Origin of the sequence: Brucella sp. TWI432, assembly GCF_039674445.1 — a bacterium.
Classification (GTDB): Bacteria; Pseudomonadota; Alphaproteobacteria; order Rhizobiales; family Rhizobiaceae; genus Brucella; species Brucella chromiisoli.
Genome location: NZ_JBDJNL010000045.1, coordinates 1 through 5,597, shown reverse-complemented (window position 1 = coordinate 5,597; position 5,597 = coordinate 1). Strand labels below are relative to the sequence as shown.

Sequence of the window (5,597 nt, the reverse complement as noted above, 5' to 3'; positions counted from 1 at the left end):
CGCTGGCACCTAGGCCGATGAGCATCGACTTGATGACGTGATCACGGAGTATCAAGATGCGGTCCGCCGAGATTTCCGCCGCCAAATGGCGGTTTCCGATGTGCCATGCTAGTTCGGAAAGATGTACCGCACTCCTCGCAGTGATCGAATAAAGCGGTTCAGAAGCAGCGATTACGATGACCTTCGAGCCATCTTCCAGAACCAGCGCTTCACCGTTTCGTAGCGAAATAGGTTCTGGTAGGTCAATCAATACTTTATCGTTGTTATCCAATATAAGGGTTTTCCGCCTTACTCGGCGTTCATCATGCTTAAGCGCGATGGACTTTTGTCCCGAAGCGACAGCATTAGTAAGCTCTTTTGAATTAGAACAAATTTTTATTACACGCTGCATATGAATTCCGCCTATGATAACCGTTTAGTTGCATATCTGATTAACATTGTATAGCTACCTAAAATACATAGGTTAATTTTCTAAATTAGGATGGTGGCTGTATTGAAACGACCGGATTTTCAGATTAGATTGCTAATATCAGCTTGATGTCATTTAGCTATTTTGATCAGAAATAAATTGAATACAACATAAAAATGTGAGGCTTGCGGGGATGAGCGGATCAGGATGGAAAGGTGAGCTTGAGTTGTGGTTCGCCTGCGCGGACGCAACCACACGCCTTGTCCGTAGACGGCATATTGGCCCACTCGCCGTGCAACGTCCATTTTACCCGGAAGATGATGGTTCTGCACATGTCTATTTGCTGCATCCGCCAGGAGGTGTTGCAGGGGGTGATCGGCTTGAAATTTTTTGTCATTTGGATGATAGTGCGAAGGCTGTTGTGACCACTCCCGGAGCGACAAAGTTTTATCGCAGTGACAGTGATGACAGTGTGCAAAACGTTAAAATTAACGTGGGGCGAGGAGCGGTTTGTGAATACTTACCGCAAGAGACGATATTATTTGGCGGTTCTAAGGTTTCTGTGAGCACCGAGGTCGCGTTAAAGTCAGACTCAGTGTATCTGGGTTGGGAGATTTTCAGTTTTGGACGCCCCGCGGCTGGAGAAGATTTCGCAGCGGGACGCGTTCGGCAGCGGGTTACTATCATGCGTGAGGGTGTGCCTGTTTACTATGAGCGGTTTGACCTTGCCGCCGGTACGGCACTGCTTCATGATACTTATGCTTTTGCTGGGCGGCCGATCATGGGAACTATGATTTATGCGGGGCCAGTCAATGAGGATATGGCTGAGCGCGTACGAGCTGCGCTGGGAGAGGCCGGTTTGGGTGTCTTCTCTGTCTCCGCGCTGGAGCGTGTTGTCGTCTGTCGATATCTTGGGACACGCATGTCCGAATGTAAAACACTATTCGGTCGCGCCTGGGATGTCATAAGAGAAATAGGTCTCGGTAAACGGTCTGTTGCACCGCGTATTTGGGCAACCTGAATATACGTCGCTCACGTTAACGGTGAAGATTATAAACTGACTTGAAATGAGCAGTCTATTGCATTTTTGCGGTTTAAACAGAGCAAAAGTGCCGTGTGAACTTTGGAAAGGATGATCGATGGAACTGCTGCCACGTGAAAAGGACAAGCTTTTGCTCTTTACGGCGGGTTTAGTTGCTGAGCGCCGTAAAGCCAGGGGACTTAAGCTCAATTATCCAGAAGTCGTCGCCTATATTTCTGCCGAAATAATGGAAGGCGCACGCGATGGGAAAACAGTCGCCGAACTCATGTCCTATGGCGCAACGCTCCTCACGCGTGACGATGTGATGGACGGAGTTCCTGAGATGATCAACGATATACAGGTCGAAGCGACCTTTCCCGACGGCACAAAGCTTGTTACCGTCCATAACCCAATTCCATAGGAGGGGACCTTGATACCGGGTGAGTTCTTTGTAGAAGAAGGTACCATCGAGCTCAATGCAGGTCGTGAAACCCGCAAGATGGCCGTCGAGAATACGGGTGACAGGCCCATTCAGGTTGGGTCTCATTACCATTTTTTCGAAACGAATGGTGCTCTTTCATTCGATCGGGAAAAGGCGCGAGGCTTTCGCCTCAACATTCCTGCTGGAACGGCTATACGCTTTGAACCAGGACAGGATCGTGAGGTTGAACTGGTCGCGATTGATGGTACGAGGGAAATCTACGGATTTAATGCCAAGATCATGGGAAAGCTTTAGAGCGTGCTTCGATCTGACTGGATCATATTGGTGCACAATCATTAGTTTTAATGCGCATCTTCACTGAAAAGCGTTTCATGCTTTTCGCGATGCGCTCTAGGAGAGACGGATGGGGACGATTTCAAGAAGGGCTTATGCCGATCTTTACGGGCCAACCAAGTGCGACCGTGTTCGGCTAGCAGACACGGAATTGCTGATCGAAATCGAACAAGACCATACGATTTACGGCGAAGAAGTCACATTTGGCGGTGGCAAGGTCATCCGTGACGGTATGGGTCAGGGTCAGGGTCTTGCGGCCGAAGTTGCTGATCTTGTCATCACCAATGTTATCATTTTGGATTATTGGGGCATCGTTAAGGCTGACGTTGGAATCAAAAACGGTCGGATTTCCGGCATCGGCAAAGCGGGCAATCCTGATATCCAGCCAGGTGTAAACATCGTGATCGGGCCTGGAACAGATGTTATTGCCGGCGAAGGCAAGATTCTCACCGCAGGTGCGATTGACACCCACATTCATTTTATTGCGCCGCAACAGGCTGAAGAAGCTTTGGCGAGCGGTACAACAACATTGGTAGGTGGGGGGACTGGTCCGACGGTTGGAACACTTGCTACAACTGTGACGCCTGGGCCATGGGCCATTCATCGCATGCTGGAAGCAGCCGAAGCATTGCCAATTAACGTAGGTTTTCTTGGTAAAGGCAATGCAAGCAAGTCTGAGCCGTTGCGCGAGCAGATCATAGCAGGGGCGATCGGCCTCAAGCTCCACGAAGACTGGGGCACAACGCCAGCAACCATCGACAACAGTCTGACTGTTGCAGATGAGGAAGACATTCAGATTGCGATCCATACTGATACTCTCAATGAGAGCGGGTTCGTAAAAGATACTTTTGCAGCCATGAAGGGCAGAACCATTCACAGCTTCCATACGGAAGGTGCGGGTGGAGGTCACGCGCCGGACATCATCACTGCGGCGAGTGAAGAAAACATTCTTCCCTCTTCGACCAACCCAACGCGTCCTTATACAATTAACACGGTCGATGAACATCTGGACATGTTGATGGTTTGCCATCACCTTAGCCCCAAGATACCCGAAGATGTCGCATTTGCGGAGTCTCGCATTCGACGGGAGACAATTGCTGCGGAAGATATTCTTCATGATCTTGGTGTGTTTTCGATGATGTCGTCGGATTCACAGGCAATGGGGCGTATTGGTGAAACGACTTTGCGTTGCTGGCAAACCGCACATAAGATGAAAGTACAGCGTGGCCCGCTGGAACAGGACAGCAGTCGTCACGACAATTTTCGAGCCAAGCGCTATATTGCCAAATACACGATCAATCCGGCGATTACGCATGGATTTGCACATGAAATTGGATCGATCGAAGTTGGCAAGCGAGCAGATCTGGTTCTCTGGAAAACTGAGTTCTTTGGTGTCAAGCCAAGCCTGGTAATGATTGGCGGAATGATAGCAATGGCCCCAATGGGTGATCCAAATGCTTCAATCTCGACGCCGCAGCCAGTTCACTATCGTCCAATGTATGGCGTCATTGGGCGTGCGCTTGGATCGACAAGTGTTACCTTTGTTTCAAAAGCAGCCTTGGCTGATGGTATTGGCGAGAAACTAAAGCTGAACAAGCAGCTTGTTGCTGTTCATGGTATACGAACAATACGCAAGAAAGACATGATCCATAACGGCCTGACACCTAAGCTAGAGGTTGACCCACAAAACTATCAGGTTCGTGTGGATGGAAAGTTAATCACTTGCGAGCCTGCTGAGGTTCTTCCAATGGCTCAAAGATACTTCCTGTTTTGATGTAATCAAGACTGCAACGAGGGGAACCAAGGTCATATGCAACAATACACTCTGCGGGATCATCCATATCTCGGATTTGTAGATTGGACACTGCGTGGCGTCGGGCAAGTGGTTTTTCAGAACAATCCATGGTCAGGTTTGGTCATTCTGCTAGCAATATTATTTAATTCATGGATCTACGCTGTCATTTGCGTGGTTGGTGTGATTGCAAGCACATTGACCGCTATGATCCTGAAAGCAGACAAGGGACTTACGCGGGATGGTTTGTTTGGGTTCAATGGAGCTCTTGTTGCACTTGCTTTAATTGCATACACCAGTGCGGATTTTCGCACTGGTGTTTTGCCGTCTGCCGCGATGGCCGTTTATCTCATTTGCGGAGCGGCTTTTTCAACAATGGTTTTTGCGAGCTTTGGCGCTGTTCTTGGAACGCACAAAACTGCGCCGCTAACGATGCCGTTTGTACTCGTGGGCTGGTTATTTCTTTTTGCAATCCTCAAGTTTGACGCAATTGACGCTGGCCCAATGGCCAAGCCGGTGTCGCCAGATCAGTTTTCCTATGCCGTTCATTATATGGTGCCAACATGGTATATGGGTATAGGAACATCTATCGCACAGATATTCTTTCAGGATAACTGGATTACTGGTTATCTTATGCTGATCGGTATAGCAGTTAACTCTCGGATCAGCGCAGGTATGGCACTGCTTGGTGCTAGCATTGGTACTGGAATTGCAGCCCTGTTTGGGGCCCCCGAAGGTGCCATTCGTGACGGATTGTTTGGCTATAATTCTGCGTTGACTGCGATCGCTCTGGGGGGCTTATTCCTCGTATTTACTTGGAGCAGCTTCTTTTATGCAGTGTTTGGCGCCGTGATTTCGGCTTGGTTATGGGCATCTGTAGCTATATTCTTAAAACCGATCGGAATGCCAGTCTTGACGTCTGCTTTTGTACTTGTGACTTGGATGATGTTGCTGGGCCAATACGCATTCAAGGCACTTGTGCCTGTTCCACCGGAGCAATCAACTACGCCAGAGGATAATTGGCGCCGCTATCGTAAGATTGCTGCGGCCAGCAAATAAGCCGCTTCGCTATTTGTGGATAGCGCCTGGGTCGCAAGTGTTTTCTTGGCGTCGTAACCTTAACCTGACAGTGGATGTTCTTGAATAGCGAATAGTATTTTGGTCTGAACTATAGGCGTGCGATTTCACGCCAGATGTTGGTTGCGGCTTGACGCAATTCCCGGTGATTAGCTGAACTGAATTGGTTGCGGGAAAGTAATGAAGGTTGTAAATTTGGTCGTGAATGGATGTAAACTTTTGTACATGTCGCGCTGATTTAAAACGCTTCATGATCCGCTCTCGTCGTCGGACTGGTTGGTGCGAATTCTCGCCACGATTATTCAGGCCTTTATGCTGACGATGATCACAAACGCTCAGACCGATCTCACGATTTGCAGCACCGTAAGAACCCAGCTTGTCGGTCACCATGATGCGGGGTGAGCAACCCTGACCTGTCAATCGGCGTTTAAACGGGACCCCTTATCGGCGTCCAAAAAGTACCCCTCCTTTAGGTTGCAAGGTTTAGCGTGCGCGGGCCCGGAACTTTAAATTTAGTGCAGGG

Annotated in this window: 6 protein-coding genes and 1 pseudogene; 5 read left to right on the top strand and 2 right to left on the bottom strand. The window is 49.1% G+C overall.

The genetic code is table 11. The features are described 5' to 3' along the window. Nucleotides 1-391, bottom strand: a 391-nt coding sequence (locus ABE527_RS21375; protein WP_499698241.1) for an urease accessory protein UreE, incomplete at its 3' end; no start/stop codon positions are given. A 211-nt stretch (nucleotides 392-602) separates the two neighbouring features. Here ABE527_RS21375 and ABE527_RS21370 point away from each other — a divergent pair. The 5 genes from ABE527_RS21370 (at nucleotide 603) to ABE527_RS21350 (ending at nucleotide 5,056) form a co-directional block, all read left to right on the top strand. Beyond that, nucleotides 603-1,430: an urease accessory protein UreD gene (locus tag ABE527_RS21370; RefSeq protein WP_499695670.1), complete on the top strand. Its 828-nt coding sequence runs from the start codon at nucleotides 603-605 to the stop codon at nucleotides 1,428-1,430. A 118-nt stretch (nucleotides 1,431-1,548) separates the two neighbouring features. Continuing rightward, nucleotides 1,549-1,851 (top strand): urease subunit gamma, encoded by a 303-nt coding sequence (ureA, locus tag ABE527_RS21365; protein ID WP_499695669.1) that lies wholly within the window; start codon nucleotides 1,549-1,551, stop codon nucleotides 1,849-1,851. Between the two features lie 9 nt (nucleotides 1,852-1,860). Continuing rightward, entirely contained in the window at nucleotides 1,861-2,166 is a 306-nt protein-coding gene (locus tag ABE527_RS21360) for an urease subunit beta (protein ID WP_499695668.1), read from the top strand. A gap of 109 nt (nucleotides 2,167-2,275) precedes the next feature. Continuing rightward, nucleotides 2,276-3,979, top strand: coding sequence for an urease subunit alpha (gene ureC, locus ABE527_RS21355; protein ID WP_499695667.1), 1,704 nt, complete (start codon nucleotides 2,276-2,278; stop codon nucleotides 3,977-3,979). A gap of 36 nt (nucleotides 3,980-4,015) precedes the next feature. Next, nucleotides 4,016-5,056 carry an urea transporter gene (locus tag ABE527_RS21350; protein WP_499695666.1) on the top strand — a complete coding sequence of 347 codons (1,041 nt, stop codon included), beginning with the start codon at nucleotides 4,016-4,018 and terminating at the stop codon, nucleotides 5,054-5,056. Between the two features lie 109 nt (nucleotides 5,057-5,165). On the opposite strand, the pseudogene ABE527_RS21345 reads toward ABE527_RS21350, so the two are convergent. Then, a pseudogene (locus tag ABE527_RS21345) lies at nucleotides 5,166-5,482 on the bottom strand (DDE-type integrase/transposase/recombinase); the annotation flags it as partial. Nucleotides 5,483-5,597 lie beyond the last annotated feature (115 nt).

Bases quoted from the DNA above. Each gene is read 5' to 3' on its own strand.
- ABE527_RS21350 (WP_499695666.1), top strand. From the start codon at position 4,016: ATGCAACAATACACTCTGCGGGATCATCCATATCTCGGATTTGTAGAT.
- ureA (WP_499695669.1), top strand. From the start codon at position 1,549: ATGGAACTGCTGCCACGTGAAAAGGACAAGCTTTTGCTCTTTACGGCG.
- ureC (WP_499695667.1), top strand. From the start codon at position 2,276: ATGGGGACGATTTCAAGAAGGGCTTATGCCGATCTTTACGGGCCAACC.
- ABE527_RS21370 (WP_499695670.1), top strand. From the start codon at position 603: ATGAGCGGATCAGGATGGAAAGGTGAGCTTGAGTTGTGGTTCGCCTGC.